Annotated in this window: 15 protein-coding genes; 3 read left to right on the top strand and 12 right to left on the bottom strand. The window is 66.0% G+C overall.

The window, feature by feature from the left end:
* Positions 1–181 precede the first annotated feature (181 nt).
* The gene (locus BKE38_RS15560; RefSeq protein ID WP_076958211.1) at positions 182–1,774 is read left to right on the top strand and encodes an ABC transporter substrate-binding protein; all 1,593 of its coding nucleotides are present in this window, start codon (positions 182–184) and stop codon (positions 1,772–1,774) included.
* Positions 1,775–1,917: 143 nt separating this feature from the next.
* Positions 1,918–2,352 carry an OmpA family protein gene (locus tag BKE38_RS15555; protein ID WP_076958210.1) on the top strand — a complete coding sequence of 145 codons (435 nt, stop codon included), beginning with the start codon at positions 1,918–1,920 and terminating at the stop codon, positions 2,350–2,352.
* A gap of 153 nt (positions 2,353–2,505) precedes the next feature.
* On the opposite strand, the gene BKE38_RS15550 is transcribed toward BKE38_RS15555, so the two are convergent.
* Both BKE38_RS15550 and BKE38_RS15545 read right to left on the bottom strand, forming a co-directional pair.
* Entirely contained in the window at positions 2,506–4,095 is a 1,590-nt protein-coding gene (locus BKE38_RS15550; protein ID WP_076958209.1) for a peptide chain release factor 3, read from the bottom strand.
* Positions 4,096–4,181: 86 nt separating this feature from the next.
* Positions 4,182–4,763: a deoxycytidylate deaminase gene (locus BKE38_RS15545; RefSeq protein WP_076958208.1), complete on the bottom strand. Its 582-nt coding sequence runs from the start codon at positions 4,761–4,763 to the stop codon at positions 4,182–4,184.
* 136 nt (positions 4,764–4,899) lie between these two features.
* On the opposite strand from BKE38_RS15545, the gene BKE38_RS15540 reads away from it, so the two are divergent.
* Entirely contained in the window at positions 4,900–6,528 is a 1,629-nt protein-coding gene (locus BKE38_RS15540; protein ID WP_076958207.1) for an ABC transporter substrate-binding protein, read from the top strand.
* 74 nt (positions 6,529–6,602) lie between these two features.
* On the opposite strand, the gene BKE38_RS15535 is transcribed toward BKE38_RS15540, so the two are convergent.
* The 10 genes from BKE38_RS15535 to BKE38_RS33650 form a co-directional block, all read right to left on the bottom strand.
* Entirely contained in the window at positions 6,603–6,977 is a 375-nt protein-coding gene (locus tag BKE38_RS15535) for a hypothetical protein (protein ID WP_131829610.1), read from the bottom strand.
* 5 nt (positions 6,978–6,982) lie between these two features.
* Positions 6,983–7,801: a hypothetical protein gene (locus BKE38_RS32105; protein WP_076958205.1), complete on the bottom strand. Its 819-nt coding sequence runs from the start codon at positions 7,799–7,801 to the stop codon at positions 6,983–6,985.
* Between the two features lie 109 nt (positions 7,802–7,910).
* Positions 7,911–9,230 (bottom strand): hypothetical protein, encoded by a 1,320-nt coding sequence (locus tag BKE38_RS31520; RefSeq protein ID WP_131829609.1) that lies wholly within the window; start codon positions 9,228–9,230, stop codon positions 7,911–7,913.
* A 66-nt stretch (positions 9,231–9,296) separates the two neighbouring features.
* Positions 9,297–10,073 carry an amino acid ABC transporter ATP-binding protein gene (locus tag BKE38_RS15525; RefSeq protein ID WP_076958204.1) on the bottom strand — a complete coding sequence of 259 codons (777 nt, stop codon included), beginning with the start codon at positions 10,071–10,073 and terminating at the stop codon, positions 9,297–9,299.
* Positions 10,074–10,087: 14 nt separating this feature from the next.
* On the bottom strand, positions 10,088–10,765 hold the full coding sequence (locus BKE38_RS15520) for an amino acid ABC transporter permease (RefSeq protein WP_076958203.1): 678 nt from the start codon (positions 10,763–10,765) through the stop codon (positions 10,088–10,090).
* A 13-nt stretch (positions 10,766–10,778) separates the two neighbouring features.
* Positions 10,779–11,447: an amino acid ABC transporter permease gene (locus BKE38_RS15515; protein WP_106409228.1), complete on the bottom strand. Its 669-nt coding sequence runs from the start codon at positions 11,445–11,447 to the stop codon at positions 10,779–10,781.
* Positions 11,448–11,513: 66 nt separating this feature from the next.
* Positions 11,514–12,410 (bottom strand): transporter substrate-binding domain-containing protein, encoded by an 897-nt coding sequence (locus BKE38_RS15510; RefSeq protein WP_076958202.1) that lies wholly within the window; start codon positions 12,408–12,410, stop codon positions 11,514–11,516.
* Positions 12,411–12,571: 161 nt separating this feature from the next.
* Entirely contained in the window at positions 12,572–13,816 is a 1,245-nt protein-coding gene (locus tag BKE38_RS15505) for a D-amino acid dehydrogenase (RefSeq protein ID WP_076958201.1), read from the bottom strand.
* A gap of 6 nt (positions 13,817–13,822) precedes the next feature.
* Complete coding sequence (thrC, locus tag BKE38_RS15500) at positions 13,823–15,049, bottom strand: threonine synthase (RefSeq protein ID WP_076958200.1); 1,227 nt, start codon at positions 15,047–15,049, stop codon at positions 13,823–13,825.
* A gap of 131 nt (positions 15,050–15,180) precedes the next feature.
* Positions 15,181–16,147 (bottom strand): calcium-binding protein (locus tag BKE38_RS33650; RefSeq protein WP_131829608.1); only part of this gene is annotated, 967 nt, incomplete at its 5' end.

The raw sequence follows: 16,147 nt of genomic DNA, 5'->3' as shown, positions 1-16,147 counted from the left end.
CCCCAGACCAGGATGGGGCCGGACAACCCCTCCGCCGCCGCGCTGTCAGCCGTGTTCGCCATGGGTCTTGATCTCTCTAGCCTGCAGCGGTGCCGTTTCCGCGCGGAAGCCCTTGCCGGATCCGCGGTGCTTCAGCACCCTCTGACCCGAGGGACGCTGAAAGATCGGGGAGATTCCGTCAATGCTTCGCAGAATACTGTTCTCGGCCGCAGCCGTCCTGGCTCTGGCCGCCGCCACCCCCTTGCCCGCCGCCCAGGCGCAGGAGCTGCGCATCGGCGTGCGCGCCGGGCCGGAGGGCATCGACCCCCATTTCATGGCGCTCGGCAACCACGCCGCGGCGCTGCGCAACATCTTCGACAGCCTGGTCGCCGTCGACGAGAAGCTGCAGGTGGCGCCGGCGCTCGCCACCTCCTGGCGCGCCGTCGACGACCTGACCTGGGAATTCAAGCTGCGCGAGGGGGTCAAGTTCCATGACGGCCGGCCCTTCACCGCCGCCGACGTCAAGTTCTCGATCGAGCGGGTGAAGGACGCCGCCGGCCCCGATGGCGGGCTGGTCATCTACACCCGCAGCATCGTGGCCGTGGACATCGTCGACGACCACACCGTCCGCATCCGCACCAACGTGCCCAACGCCGCCCTGCCACAGGACATGACGCGGCTGTTCATCGTCTCGGCCGGCATCGCGCCGAGCTCGAAGGCGCCGGAATTCAACAGCGGCGCCGCCGCCATCGGCACCGGGCCCTTCAAGTTCGTCTCCTGGACTCCGCGCGGCGACCTGGTGATGGAGCGCGCCCCCGGCTACTGGGGCGGCGAGGCGCCCTGGTCCAAGGTCACCCTGGTCGAGATCAGCAACGATGCCGCCCGCGTCGCCGGCCTGCTGTCCAACCGCGTCGACTTCGCCAACTACATCCCCGTCTCGGACATCGCCCGGCTGAAGCGGGAGCGGAATCTTTCCCTCTACCAGGGCGAGAGCATCTACACCTTCATCCTCTACCCCGACATGCGCGAGGACATGTCCCTGCCGGCGCTGCGCGGCATCACCGACAAGGCCGGCCAGACCCTGCCGCGCAACCCGTTCCGCGACCTCCGCGTCCGCCAGGCGCTGTCGCTGGCAATCGACCGCCAGGCCATCGCCCAGTCGGTCTTCGAGGGCACCGCCACCACCGCCTACCAGCTGATGCCGTCCGGCATGTTCGGCGCCAACCCGAACCCGCCCCGCCTGCCGACCGACATCAACCGCGCCAAGGCCCTGCTCGCCGAGGCCGGATACCCGAACGGCTTCCGCTTCCCGCTGTTCTGCTCCTCCGACCGGCTGCCCGGCGACGGCGCCACCTGCACCGCGCTCGGCCAGCTCTTCGCCCGCGTGGGCCTGGACGTGCAGGTCAACGCCCAGCCGCGCACCATCTTCTTCGCCGCCCGCACCCGCGGCGACTACCCGGTGACCATGGCCGGCTGGGGGACCCTCACCGGCGAGGCGGGCTACGCCGTCTCCTCCTTCATCCACACCAAGGAAGGGCCCGGCGGCCGCTACGGCGCCTTCAACGTCTCCAGCTACTCCAACCCGGAGCTGGACAAGCTGATCGCCGAAGCCATGGGCACGCTGAACGACGACAAGCGCCGCGCCCTGTTCCAGGAGATCCAGGCCAAGGCCGTGGCCGATGCGGGCCAGATCCCCATCGTCATCCTGCCGACCGTCTGGGCGGGGCGCGCGAACCTGACCTTCACGCCGCGGACGGATGAAGAGACTTTGGCTTTCCATATCCGGGCGAAGTGAAGAGAAGAAAGGTAAAGGCCAGGGGAATGAATTCCCCTGGACCCCTTCTTTTTTCTTTCGGACTGCCGTGTCCACGTGGGCACAGTACGTGAAATGGCCCGGTGGGATCGCGACCTGTGACGTGGATGCCGAGATCTTGCCGCATGCTGGTGGTTACCTTTGGCGTTGTTTGCGCCCTGGTGGCCCGACCTCTCCAGGCCTCTACTAGCCACCTCGATATCTTCTTCCCAGGAGACACGACGGATTACGGACAGAGGGGGGCGCAGAACATCGCATGGCTCGCCGAGCACAACAGGGCCATCGGACGAAGTTGCGCCGAGTTGCACGGCCATTCGGACCTGACCGGCACGCCAGAGCGCCGGATCATCATCAGCAGGCTTCGCGCCGAAGCTGTAAAGCAGGAACTCCTCCGGCTCGGCTTCGGCCGCGGCTGCCTCAGGGTGATCGTCAAGGGGTCTGACTGGCCCCTCGTGAACACTGCCGAGGGCAAGCCCGAGGTACAAAACCGGCGAGTCACGATCCTTCCCCTCCGCCGGGAAGATTTCATTTTCCGTGGCGGACGGATCGCGGGCGACTGAGACCATCTCAGCCGTCGCCGGAACATCGCGCAGCTTGGCGCCCCGCCGGGATGCCCTGGCGACGGCGCCACTGAAGCGCTGGCCATCGAACGGCCAATGAATAGAAAAAAGAAGGGGTCGAGGGGAATTCATTCCCCTCGCCTGCCCCTGTCTTCAGACCCCGTGCTGTTCCCGCAACGCCAGGAACTTCAGCTGCGGCCATTCTTCTTCCGAGCGTTTCCGTCCCCATTCGGAGTTGAAGAAGGCCACCGGCTCGTTGTCGTGGTCTTCGGCCATCTGGCTGGGCGCAGTGCGCAGGAAGCGGTCGAGCGCCACGCGGTCTTCGGTCGCGATCCAGCGCATGGTGGACCAGCTGGTCGCCTCGAAGCCGACCTGGACGCCGTATTCGGCCTGGATGCGGCTGCTCAGCACGTCGAGCTGCAGCTGGCCCACCACGCCGACCACCGGCTGGCTGCCGTCCATCGGGCGGAACACCTGGACCACGCCTTCGTCGGCCAGCTGGTCGAGCGCCTTGCGCAGCTTCTTGGCCAGCATCGGGTCGTCCAGGCGGATGCGGCGCAGGATCTCGGGCGCGAAGCTGGGGACGCCGCGGAAGTTCAGCTCCTCGCCGTCGGTCAGGGTGTCGCCGATGCGCAGCACGCCGTGGTTGGCGATGCCGACCACGTCGCCAGGCCAGGCTTCCTCGGCCACCTGGCGTTCCTTGGCGAAGAAGAACAGCGGCGCGTTGACCGGGATCGACTTGCCGGTGCGGACCTGCTTCAGGCGCGCGCCCTTGCGCAGCTTGCCGGAGCAGATGCGCAGGAAGGCCACGCGGTCGCGGTGGTTCAGGTCGGTGTTCGCCTGGATCTTGAAGACGAAGCCGGACAGCTTCTCTTCCTCCGGCTCGACCACGCGGACATCGGCGCGGCGGGCGGAGGGCGGGGGGGCGTAGCGGGCCAGGCCGTCCAGCAGGTGCTTGACGCCGAAGCCGCGCAGCGCGCTGCCGAAATAGATCGGCGTCAGATGGCCCTCGCGGAAGCTGTCGAGGGCGAAGTCGTTGTACATCGAGGCGACCTCGATGCCCTCGCGCAGCAGGTCGCCCTGGCCATGCGGCAGCAGCCCGTCGATGCGCGGATCCTCGGGGCCTTCGAGCTTCTCGTCGCGCTCGCCGCCCTCGGTCAGCAGGCGCAGCGTCGCGTCCTGGCGGTCATAGACGCCGGAGAATTGCCGGCCCGAGCCGATCGGCCAGGTGGCCGGGGTGACGTCGAGGGCCAGGGTCTTCTCGATCTCGTCGAGCAGCTCCAGCGGCTCGCGCGCCTCGCGGTCCATCTTGTTGATGAAGGTGACGATGGGGATGTCGCGCAGGCGGCAGACCTCGAACAGCTTGCGGGTCTGCGCCTCGATGCCCTTGGCGGCGTCGATCACCATCACCGCGGCGTCGACCGCCGACAGCGTCCGGTAGGTGTCCTCGGAGAAGTCCTCGTGGCCCGGGGTATCCAGCAGGTTGAAGATCTGCCCGGCATATTCGAAGGTCATGACGCTGGTCGCGACCGAGATGCCGCGGTCCTGCTCGATCTTCATCCAGTCGGAGCGGGTCCGCCGCCGCTCGCCCTTGGCGCGGACCGCGCCGGCGATCTGGATGGCGCCGCCGAGGAGCAGCAGCTGCTCGGTCAGGGTGGTCTTGCCGGCGTCAGGATGGGCGATGATCGCGAAAGTCCGCCGACGCTGCGCCTCGGTCGCCGTCTGGGTGTCGGGGGTCGTCAACTGCGCTGCTCCGGGGTCGTCGTCTTGCGGGGGTCGGGGGGTATAGCGCGCCGGGCCGCGGAAATCGACTCAGCCGGCGGGGGCGGTCATTCGCCCTCGCCCCCGAAGTCGAAGCTGTGCTGGTGGGTGGAGAAAGGGTCCTGGGCGGCGCGCGCCTCGTCCCGGTTCAGCCCCAGCCGGTCCAGCTGCTCGCCGGTGACGGGGGTGAACTCCACCCCCGCCTCGCGCAGCATGTCGATCGCCAGCAGGCCGACCTTGTCCCAGTAGCTGCCGGTGCCGGCGCGCGGGGCGGCGGCGACCACCCGGCGGACGCCCGACTGGATCAGCAGCGTCGCGCAGACGTTGCAGACCGGCTTGCCCACCACATAGGCGTCGCATTCCCGCGCCTCGCGCCCGGCATGCAGCAGGGCGTTCTGCTCGGCATGCAGGATCATCTGCAGCTTCTGCGCCTTGTCCTGCAGCCGCTCGGCGGAATCCTCGACATTGGCGGGGAAGCCGTTGAAGCCGGTCGCCACGATCCGGGCATAGCGCTGCTGCACCAGCACGGCGCCGACCTTGGCGCGCGGATCCTTCGACCATTGGGCGATGTGGTGCGCCAGGCCCAGGTAGCGCTCGTCCCAGCGGGCGAGCTTCGCCGGATTGCCCGAGAAGCTGTTCGGATTGGTCAAGCCCAGGCTCTCCGATCACGGACCCGTTGACGGGACCCCATCGCCGATGCAGCAATCACGCCCGAGCCGCCATCACAAGAAAGCGGCCGACCAGGGACCACGGCAGTCACGCCACCGTACTCGGAGATGTCTTCTCATGCAGCGCACCGTCCTCCGCGCCCCCCTCAGCCGCCGCGGCTTGCTGGCCGCTTCCGCCGCCGGCGTGGCCGCCCTGGGGTCCAGCCTGGGCAGCGGTCCGGCCCGCGCGCAAGCCGCCGCCGCCAGCCGCACGCTGAGCCTGGCTGTCGCCGCGCCGCCCACCTCGCTCGACCCGCACTATCACACGCTCTCCCCCAACAACATGGTGGCCGAGCACTTCTTCGATAAGCTGGTGCACCGCGACGCCAATGCCAAGCTGATCCCGGGCCTGGCCGAGAGCTGGAAGCTGGTCGACGACAGCACCTGGGAATTCAAGCTGCGGCGCGGCGTGAAGTTCAGCAACGGCGACGACTTCACCGCCGAGGACGTGGCCTTCACCATCAAGCGCGTGCCCGCCGTCATCAACAGCCCGGGCTCCTTCTCGATCTACACCCGCGGCATCGTCTCCAGCGAGATCGTCGACCCGCACACGATCCGCTTCAAGACCAACGGCGTCTACCCGCTGCTGCCCTACGACCTGAACAACGTCTTCATCATCTGCAAGAAGGTCGGCGACAACGTCGCCACCGGCGACTTCAACAACGGCAAGGCCGTCATCGGCACCGGCCCCTTCAAGCTGGTCAGCTTCACCCCCGACGATCGCGTGGTGATGACCCGCAACGACGGCTATTGGGGCGACAAGCCGGATTGGGCGACGGTCAACTACCGCTTCATCACCAGCGACGGCGTGCGGGTCGCGGCGCTGCTGTCGGGCGACGTGCAGATGATCGACGTGGTGCCGCCGGCCGATGCGCCGCGGCTGCGCCAGACCCAGGGCGTCACCTTCTCCGAGGTGCCGAGCCTGCGCTCGATCTACCTGAAGCTCGACGTGGCGCATGACGTCTCGCCCTATATCACCGGGCCGAACGGCGAGAAGCTGGACAAGAACCCGCTGCGCGACCTGCGCGTGCGCCAGGCGCTGTCGATCGGCATCAACCGCCAGGCCATCGTCGACCGCGTGCTGCAGGGCGCGGGCCTGCCGACCGGCCAGATGATGCCGCCCGGCGCCAACGGCTATGTCGCCGACCTGCCGGCGCCGGCGCTCGACATCGACCGCGCCAAGAAGCTGCTGGCCGATGCCGGCTATCCCAACGGCTTCAGCATCACCCTGATCGGGCCGAACAACCGCTATGTCGCCGACGCCCAGATCATCCAGGCGATCGGCCAGATGTGGCAGCGCATCGGCGTGAAGACCCGCGTCGACGCCATGCCCTTCGCCGTGATGGCGCAGCGCCAGGCGAAGAACGACATGTCGGCGATGCTGATCGGCTGGGCGACCTCGGGCGAGCCCTCCACCGCCATCCGCGGCAACCTGACCACCCGCATCCCCGAGAAGGGTTTTGGGACGGTCAACTTCAGCGGCTATTCCAACGCCGAGGTGGATCGCCTGACCGAAGAGGGCCTGCGCACCGCCGACGACGAGAAGCGCGAGGAGCTGTTCAAGCAGGCGATGCGCGTCGCGATGGAAGACGTCTCGCTGATCACGCTGCACATGCAGAAGAACATCTGGGCGCTGCGCGGCGGCATGACCTACGAGCCGCGCGCGGACGAATACACCGTGGCGATGAACGTCAACGCGCCCAGGTAATTCTTGTCAGTTACCGCGCCCGGTGGGCGCGGCGGCGTGGCACGGGCGCCGGGGGTTTTCCCCGGCGCCCTTTTTCATGCGCGCCGGCGCTCGCGCCAGGCCGTCCAGCCGAGGAAGCCGGCCGGGCCCAGCAGGCTGATGGAGATCAGCGCCAGGCCGATCCCGGCCTCGACACGGGTGACGTAGAAGGCCGGCCCGCCGCGGCCGAAGGTCCAGTACTGCGTCTGCCCGGTCTCGGCCGAGGGCGTGGCCGGCGAGGACAGGCCGAGGATGAAGCTCCAGCCGAAGAACAAGGCGATGCCCGCGACGAAGAGCAGCGCGGTCATGGCGGCCTTGTGCTGCGTCGCCATGCTCTCGGGCGGGCGGAACTGGCGGGCGAAGGCCTGGGCCGGGGTTTCCTCGGGCAGGCCGGTCCAGGAGGCGGAGGAAAGCGGCGGCTTCTCGGTCATGTCCTTCACCCCACCCGCCGCATGCCGCCGCGCCGGCGCTGCTGATGGATCATCCATACCAGGAAGGCCAGGCCCGCGGCCACCAGCAGCACCGGCGCCGGGTCGTTCCGCACCAGCAGCACCGCCAGGCCCAGCCCCAGCGCCGTCAGCCCCGCCACGCCGAGCAGCGTCGCCAGGATGCGGCGCGCCGGCCCGGGCTCGACAGGGGTGGCCGCGAAGGCGCGCCAGGCGAGGGCGGCGAAGCCCGCCACCATCGCCAGCTGCAGCCAGAACTCGGCCTGGAACAGCAGCTCGGGCAGCGGCACCAGGTAGCTCGCCAGCCGCAGCGGCAGCAGCGCGAACAGCACCGTCGCCAGCACCACGGCACCGAAAGCCAGGCGCGGCCCGCCCGGCGGCCGCGCCGCCGCCGCCGCCAGCCAGCCAAGCGCCGCATGGATCAGCCCGACCTTGGCTGCCACGACCAGCAGCAGCGGGGAGAAGCCGCCCATCATCTCGCCGACGGTCAGCCGCTGCAGGGTCCAGGTGACCACGACGCCGATGGCCTGGAAGGTGCCGAAGGCCAGGCCGAACGGCGCCCAGGCCGACCAGTCGCGCTTCAGGGGGCCGGCCAAGGCGGCGAACTTCCAGCCCTCCACCGTCACGGCCGAGAGCGCCGCCAGCAACAGCGTCGCCAGCACCGCCTGGGCCGCGCCCTCGAATAGGGGGAAGCGGCCGGTCAGCACCAGGATCACGTGGATGAGGTTGTATTCCATCCAGCCGGAGGCGAGCACCGCCACCGCGGCCAGGAGCCAGATCTTCCAGGAACGCAGGCTGTGGGACGGCATCGATGCGGGCCTCATCCACCAGGGCTTTTTTTGTGGATGCCCTGGTGGAAGCGGAGCCGCAAATCACGGCAGCGTATAACGCTGCACAGGAAAATCCCAAATCGCAGCATTACTCCGGAACGGAAAGTTTTTCTTCATCACTTGATTGGCCGTAAAGCTTCTCAAATTTATCGATAAATTCCTGATTCTCTCTCACAAAATCAAATATCGGCCAATTTCTATAGCACTTCTTAGTAATAAAATCAGAATTTTTTATCTTTTCCATCGACAGTAAAAGATTTTTTATGTCCTCCTTAAGAGCATAGACGCAGACTTTGAATTCTTCAGAAGAAGATGTCCAGTCAATGGCGTTGATGGTATCGATGCATTTCTTGTCTTCTTCTTGGTGCTTGTAGGCGCTGGCAAGATTAAGGGTAATCATTTTCCTTGTTCGGTCATTACATTTTACTCCCTTCATAGAGAGTATAAATTTTATTATATTTGTTGCGATTGAGTATCTTCCGGAATTTATAAGTGTGAAACAAACTTCATTCATTTGAATATAGTTCTCATCGTCGCTTAATTTTTTGAGCTTTCTCCTCAAGCAAAATATCAGGAGGACCCTGAATTCAAGTAGAATGTCTTCGGAGGACTCTATATATTCCTGACTTAATTCAATAGGAGTGCCAACAAGTTCCGAAAACTTCTTCCCTCCGTGCTTTGAGCAAATATTCAAATACCTCGTCGTAAATCTCTTTTCGCCGTGAGCTATGAGATTTCTTCTCTCGAATATTTCTATGAAATCGGCCCACAAATCCCACGAGCTTATTATAGAAATATGGAAATTTGATTCTATGTACTTTACTTGATCTTCGTGGCTACCCCTTCCAAATGCATATATTTCTTCATCCACTATTTTATCTTTTATAGTTTGAATGGAATCGGCTTGAAGGACATCCCCGAAAGTAATTGTCCTCGAACTAAATTGATCCATATTTGTCTGATTGTATATTATTTCTCTCAATATATCGACTATATTTGAATCAAACATAGAGATCATACTTAGAAATATTGCTGAAGGAAGAGAATTTATTCCGTTTATCGATCTAGAAAGCTTATCCACTCTCTCTTTAATGTCTTCTTTTATGTCACCATCAATGGCGTAAATTCTATAATTACCAAACTCTTCAATAAATTTCTCGCCTTCTTCAAGAGGAGTTAGTATTTCTCTCTTTAGAACCATACTTGGATATCGCGTGATGACTACAGAAATTATATTCATCATCTCGGTCTGAGATTTACTTTGTTCAATAATTTTATTTAGTGTGTCTTCCAGAAAATACTTCTCCCTCCCTCTAGATATTTTGTATTCATCTTCTATTTTTTGATTTTTTGATTCTTTTATATTATCAGATTCTATTTCTTTCTTTATGTGCTCCAGAGAGGGCATGATAGTCAAATTGGACGGCGAACCATCTTCGTTAGTTTTTATTGCCGCGAACACATCAATCTCCCCTCAAAAAAAACCATGGAACCGACCCAAAAAGCTCCGCAACCGCTCGCTCTCTGGATTGCCAAAAACTTCCGCCGGCGATCCCGCCTGGGCCACCTTCCCCTGATCCATGAAGACCACGTGGTGGGAAACGTCTCTGACAAAAAGCATCTCGTGGCTGACCACCAGCATGGTCATCCCGCTTTCCGCCAGCGCCTTCATCACCTGCAGCACTTCCGCGACCAGCTCGGGGTCCAAAGCGGACGTCACCTCGTCGAACAGCAGCAAACGAGGCTCCATCGCCACCGCCCGCGCCATCGCCACCCGCTGCTGCTGCCCGCCCGAGAGCTGGTAGGGGTAGTGCCCGCGCCGCGCCTCCAGCCCGACCTTGCCCAGCCAGTGGCCGGCGATGTCGCGCGCCTCGGCCTTGGTCTTGCCCAGGACCTTGGTCAGCCCCAGCATGACGTTCTCTTCCGCCGTCAGATGCGGGAACAGGTTGAACTGCTGGAACACCATGCCGATGCGGGCGCGCTGGGCGGAGACCGCCGTCTCGCTCATCCGCCGGCGCTTGCCGCCCTCGACGCGGTAGCCGATCGGGTCGCCATCCAGAAGGATATCGCCGGCGTCATGCTCTTCCAGCATGTTGACGCAGCGCAGGAAGGTCGTCTTGCCGGAGCCCGAGGCGCCGATCAGCGACACCACCTGGCCCTGCCGCACCTCCAGGTCGATGCCCTTCAGCACCTCCAGCGCGCCGAAGCTCTTGCGCACGCCGATCGCGCGCAGCAGCACCTGTTCGACCATGCCGTGCCGGCTCCTCAATAGCGCAGATAGGAAAAGCGCCGCTCCAGCATGCCGCCGAGCTGCGCGAGGGCGAAGTTCACCGCCAGGTACATGGCCCCGGCCAGCAGGTAGAAGTCGATGATCAGGTAGTTGCGCGCCATCACCTGCTGGCTGGCCAGCAGCAGCTCGACCACGCCGATCACCGACAGCAGGGTAGTGCCCTTGACCACTTCCAGCCCGGTATTGACCCAGGGCGGCAGCATGCGGCGGAAGGCCTGGGGGATGATGACGTAGCGCAGCCGCTGGTCAAAGCGGAGCCCGATCGACTTGGCCGCCTCCATCTGGCCGGCGGGGACGGATTGCACCGCGCCGCGCAGGTTCTCGGCGACATGGGCGGTGGCGAAGGCGGACAGGGCGATGACCCCTGCCCAGAAGGCCGGCACGTTGATGCCGAAGAGGGCCAGTCCGTAATAGGTGAAGAGGATCAGCACCAGCACGGGGATGCCGCGCATGAAGTCGACATAGAGCCGCGCCAGCAGCCGCAGCGGCCACCAGCCATAGGCCAGGGTGATGCCGACCAGGATGCCCAGCAGCGTCGCCAGCACGATGGTGATGGCCGAGCTGCCGATGGTCACCGACAGCCCGTTCAACAGGGAGAAACGCGCCTGCCAGGCCTCGAACAGGAAGGTGCCGGGCGTCATCGAGAAGTCCATCGGTCGCCCTCCTTCAGCGGATGCTGGCGTAGCGGCGCTCGACCAGGCGCAGCAGGGTGGCGAGCAGATAGGCGGTGGCCAGGTACATGGCGCTGGCGGTCAGCCAGACCTCCATGACGCGGAAGGTGTTGGCGTTCACCTGGCGGGCCAGGAAGGTGAGCTCCGGCACGGCGATGGCCGCGGCGAGCGAGGTGTCCTTGAACAGCGAGATCAGGTTGTTGCTGATCGCCGGCAGGGTGATGCGGAACATCACCGGCAGCACGACATAGCGCTGCCGCTGCCAGGGCCGCATGCCGATCGCCTTGGCGGCTTCCACGTATTGCTTCGGGATCGAGGCGAGCCCGGCGCGAAACACCTCGCTCATATAGGCGGCGGCATAGAGCGACAGGGTCAGGACAAAGCTCTGGGTCTTGTCCATGAAGTAGATGCCGAACTCCGGCAGGCCGAAGTAGATGAAGAAGATCAGCAGCAGCAGCGGCATGCAGCGGATCAGCTCGACATAGAACCAGGCCGGCCCGGACAGCCAGCGCCTGGGCGAGACCCGGGCATAGGCCACCGCCAGCCCCAGCACGCAGCCGATGGCCAGCGAGATGACGGCCAGGCCCAGCCCCAGCCCCAGCGCCGCCAGGAACCGATCCATGTTCCGGGCGATGACGCTCCAGTCGAAATGGTAATTGATCATGCCGCCTCGGCGCTCGGGAAAGCGGGAGCGCGGCGAGGGCCCGGCCCCCGCCGCGCTGCGCTCAGGTCAGGCGAATTCGGTCGGGAAGCCGACCTTCGGCGTCGGCAGCTCGATGCCGAACCACTTCTTGTAGGAGGCGGCGAAATAGTCGAAATCGACGCCCATCATCGCCTCCTTGTAGACGGTGTTGACCCAGTTCAGCCACACCGGGTCGCCGGGCTTCACCGCGGATGCATAGGAATTGGGCATCCAGCCATAGCCGGAATCGACAAAGCGGCCGGGCGCCTGCTGCATCAGCCAGCGCATCGCCGACTGGTCGGCCATATAGGCGTCGATGCGCCGCGCGTTCAGCGCCTGCAGCGTGGCGTCCGGGCTCTCGAAGGCATCGACCTTGGCCTGGGGCAGCGCCTTGCGCACCCATTCCTCGAGGAAGACGTTCTGCATGCCGCCGATGGTGATATTGGCGCCGCCCGCCTTCAGCTCGTCGAACTTGGTGTACTTGCCGCCGCGCGCCAGCATCATCAGGCTGACGCCCTCGCGGTAATAGGGGATGGTGAATTCCACCTGCTGCGCGCGGCCCGGGGTCACCGTCATCCACTGGACGACGATGTCGACCTTGTCGGTGATCAGCGAGGGGATGCGGGCATCCGAGCCCTGCAGCACGAACTCGACCTTGTTGGGGTCGTCGAACAGCGACTTGGCCAGCAGCCGGGCCAGGTCGATGTCCATGCCCTGCAGCTTGCCGTCGGCGCCCTCGAAGTGCCAGGGCGGGTTGGTGCTGCCGGTGCCGACGATCAGCCGGCCGCGCTCCTTGATGGTCTGCAGCTTGCTGCGGGTCACGGTCTGCGCCATGGCGCCGCGCGGCGCGAAGAGGGCGGCAGCACCCCCAAGGGCCGCGCCCGCAGCACCCATGCCGAACAGCCCGCGCCGCTCCAGGCTGGCCTTGTCCTCGTTCTGGTCCATCCGTCAGTCCCCCTGCTTTGCCTCGGCATGTCTGAAGGGCATGCCTGGGATGCGCCTTAGCTAGGCATGCTTCCCGGCTTGCCGCCAGAGCCTTCGCGGGCACCAGCAAGAAGCCGGCCAGCCCCGCAGCATCTTTCGCGGTTAACTTTCATCCATGGCGGTCAGGCGACCGCGGCGGGCGCATTGGCGCGGGCCGCGAACACCTCGGCCAGCCGCCGGCCCGAGCCCGCCGCCATGGTCCAGCCGGTATGGCCATGCCCGCTGTTCAGGTAGAGCCCCGGGATCCGCGTGGCGCCGATGCGCGGCCGCCCGTCCGGCACCATCGGCCTGAGCCCGGCCCATTGCACCGCGCCCGGCGCCGCATGCGCCTCCGCCAGCTGCGGGAACAGCTTGCCGACATTCTTCATCAGCGCGCCGATACGGGCGGGCGACGGCGTGGTGTCGTAATCGGCGACCTCGGCCGAGCCCACGATGCGGTAGCGGTCGCCCAGCGGGGTGAGGGCGAATTTGTGCGCGTCGTCCAGGATGGCGTGGCGCGGGCCCTCGGGCCAGACGCTGCGCGGCGCGGTGACCGACAGCCCCTTCACCGGATAGATCGGCACGCTGATCCCGTGCTTGCGGAGCATCGCCGGGGTGTGGCTGCCCAGCGCCACCACCACCGCGTCGGCCTCCACCGCGCCCTGGTCGGTCTCGGCGCCGACCACGCGGCCGCCGCGGACGATCAGCTCGCGCACGGTGACGCCGAAGCGGAAATCCGCCCCGCGCGCCGCGCACCAGGCGGCCAGGCCCTGGCTGAACTTGTTGCAGTCGCCGACCTCGTCCTGCGGGAAATACAGAGCGCCGGCCAGGGCCTCCGGCGCGACGCCGGCCAGCACCGGCTCGCGCGCGACGCAGCCGGCGCGGTCCAGCCGCTCGGTCACCAGGCCGAAGGGGGCCAACTGCTCATGCGCCAGCGCCGCCGCCTCCAGCGTCGCCGCATCGGCGAAGGTCTTCAGCACGCAATGCCCGGCATAGTCGTACTGCACGCCGGTGGCGTCGCGGATCTCGGCCATGCTGCGCGCCGAGAGCAGCGCCAGCTCGAGATTCGACAGCGCGCCCGCCTTGTGCCGCCCCGCGCCGGAGGCCAGGAGAAAACCCAGGCCCCAGCGCCACATCCGCGGCAGGGCGGAGGGGCGCAGCAGCATCGGCGCATCCTCCTGCCCCAGCCATTTCAGCACCTTCATCGGCACGCCGGGCGCGGCCCAGGGCTGCACCGAGCTGACATGGATGATCGCGCCATTGCCCCAGCTGGTCTCGAGCCCGGCGCCCTCGCGCCGCTCCAGCACCGTCACCTGGTGGCCCTGCTGCTGCAGCCAATAGGCGCTGGCGACGCCGATCACGCCGCCGCCCAGGATGGTGATCCGCATTCGTCGTCAGCCCCTCGCCCGGCCCTGTTCTTCCAGCGCAGAGGAACAGAGCCGCGCCACCGCCGCAAGGTCGTCCGGGTCGTCGACCAGATGGCTGCGCGCCGGCATTGCCTGATACACCCGCACATCCTTGAAGCCGTGCCCGGTGATCATGCAGACCGCGACCGCGCGGGCGTCCAGCCGCCCCGCCGCCCAGAGCTTCTTCAATGCCGCGACCGGGCTGGCGCCGGTCGGCTCGGCATAGAGGCCCTCCCGCTGCGCCAGGGTCTGCATGGCGTCGCGCAGCTGGTCGTCGCTGACCGCCACCGCCAGCCCGCCGCTGTCGCGCACCAGCTTCAGCGTGTAGCTGCCATCGCCCTCATAGCCGATCAGCGGGTCGCTGATGCCCGAGGCGATGGTCTGCGGCATGCCCCAGGCGGTCACCGCCGCCGCCCCCGCCTCGAAGGCCCGGACGATGGGGGCGCAGCCCTCGGCCTGCACGGCGATCAGCTTCGGGGGGCTTTCTGCCTGCGCAAAGCCCTGGGCGACGCCCTTGACGAGCGGGCCGCTGCCGGTGGGCACCAGGACATGGCTGGGGGTGCGGCCGCCGAGCTGCCCGGTGATCTCCGCCCCCACCAGCTTCAGCGCATCGACGCCATAGGGGTTGAGGAAGGTGGTGGTGAGGTTGGCTAAGCCCTGGTGCTCGGCCAGCGCCATGGCCAGGTCATAGGAGCGGCTGTAATGCCCCGGCACCTTCAGCAGCACCGCGCCATGCGCCGCGATCTGGGTGACCTTGCCGTCCGGGGTCGCGGCCGGCACCACGATCAGCGCCGGCATCCCCGCCCGCGCCGCATAGGCCGCGACCGAAGCCCCGGCATTCCCCGAGGAGGCGCAGACCACGCCGCGCGCGCCGAGCTCGATCGCCTTGGAGATGGCGGCGCTGACCAGCCGGTCCTTGAAGGAGCCGGAAGGATTGCGCGTCTCGTCCTTCAGCCAGATCTCGCCGCGAAAGCCGGGCAGCTGCGCCTCGACCTTTCCCGCCCGCAGCAGCGGGGTCTCGCCCTCGCCCATCGAGACGATGGCGGAGGCGTCGCCGACGGACAGGCGGGATGCGTTGCGCCACATCCCCAGCGCGCCGGCGGGCGAGGCGAGGCCGCTCTCGCCCGCCACCTCCAGCAGCCCGCCGCAGGTGGCGCAGGCATAGCGGAGAGTGGGCGGGTGCTCGGCAGAGCACAGCACGCAGCGCAACAGCATGTCTTCCCGGAGCCTCCCAGCCAGCCAGAGCCGAACATGCGCCGGGCGCGCGCATAAAAAAAGGCCGGCGGATCCCTGGGATCCGCCGGCCGATCGTCACGGCCCCGAAGGGCCGTGCACCAGGCTTGACCTCAGCTGAACAGGAAGTGGTCCGCGGTCAGGCTGGCGATCGTCGTGCCGACGAAGGTCAGCGAGTCGCCGCCGCCCAGGTCGACCACCACGTCGTTGCCCGTCTGATGGAACAGCGCGGACAGCTCGGCATAGGTGTCGATCGCGGCGCCGAACTTCCGGACGCTGACCATGTCGCCATCGCCCGCGGTAAAGTCGAGGATCCGGTCCGCACCGTCACCCTTGGTGAAGATGAAGGTGTCAGCTCCGGCGCCGCCGGTCAGGGTGTCGTTGCCGGCACCACCGATCAGCCGGTCGGCACCGCCACCGCCGTAGAGGGTGTCGTTGCCGGCGCCGCCGGTCAGCATGTTGGCAGCGTTGTCGCCATACAGGATGTCGTCGTGGATCGACCCTTCCAGGTTCTCGACCTGGAAGAAGGAGTCGCCAAGCGCCTCGCCCGTTCCGGCAACCGTGTTGCTCAGATCGGCGGTCACGCCGGTCGTCGCGTTGCGGTAGGTCGCCGTGTCCTTGCCTTCGCCGCCGGTCAGGACGTCGCGGCCAAGGCCACCCTCGAGGATGTCGTCGCCGGCCTCGCCCAGGAGCTGGTCGTTGCCCGCGCCGCCGGCCAGGTAGTTCGCGCCGGCATTGCCGCGGATGAAGTCGTCATGGACCGAGCCGGTCACGTTCTCGATGCTGATCAGCACGTCGCCGGCCGCACCACCGAGGGTCCCCTGCGTCTCGTCCTGCAGGTTGACCGACACGTACAGAGTGCTGTCGGAGTAATCGGCCGTGTCCACGCCGGTCCCGCCATCCAGGTAGTCGGCACCCGCGCCGCCCTTCAGGATGTCGTTGCCCGCGCCGCCGTAGAGGACGTCGTTTCCGGCGCCGCCCTCCAGCGTGTCGGCCAGGTTGCCGCCATGCAGGATGTCGTTGCCGCCGCCGCCGAAGATCGCGTTGATCCCGTCGTCGTTGCCCCAGAGCTCGTTGGCG

Source organism: Teichococcus deserti (assembly GCF_001982615.1).
Lineage (GTDB): Bacteria > Pseudomonadota > Alphaproteobacteria > Acetobacterales > Acetobacteraceae > Pseudoroseomonas > Pseudoroseomonas deserti.
Note: the sequence above shows the minus strand (reverse complement) of the source record. Positions and strands in the feature narration are given on the sequence as shown.